General features: G+C 70.8%; 1 pseudogene. It reads right to left on the bottom strand.

The features are described 5' to 3' along the window. Positions 1 to 56: 56 nt before the first annotated feature. Positions 57 to 459, bottom strand: a pseudogene (locus tag D7X74_RS42380) (exo-alpha-sialidase); the annotation flags it as partial.

Here is a 459-nt window from a genome sequence, read left to right on the forward strand (position 1 = left end):
CCATTGCAGCAACTGGCCCGAGTCACTCACCGCATAGGCAAGCTTCGCGTTGACGGCTGCCGCTGGAAGCTCGCGCCCCCGTCGGTGGAGACCGCCACCACCGCCGTGGAGCCTCCGTCCGACTCCAGCCGGAACGCCTGCACCCACAGCCGCCCGCGCGAGTCCCGGGCCAGCAGCGCCCGCGAGTACGCCGTCGAGTCGTCCGCGTTGAACACCCGCACCGCCGGCTCCGGCGCCCAGGTGTGCCCGTCCTCCTGGTAGCGCCACCACTGGAACCAGACGTCGTGCCGCGACGAGGCCAAAAGCGAAGGGGCCTCGAACGCGTACACGAGCGCCACGTCCCGCCCCACCGCGACCAGCTCCGCCCGGTCATGGTGCGACGCATCCGGCTGGATGGAGGCGAGCTTCGAGAAGGTCTGGAACCCGTCCTCGGAGCGGAACAGGTTCAACCCCTCGCCG

The sequence above is a fragment of the Corallococcus sp. CA047B genome (genome assembly GCF_003612065.1).
Lineage (GTDB): Bacteria > Myxococcota > Myxococcia > Myxococcales > Myxococcaceae > Corallococcus > Corallococcus praedator.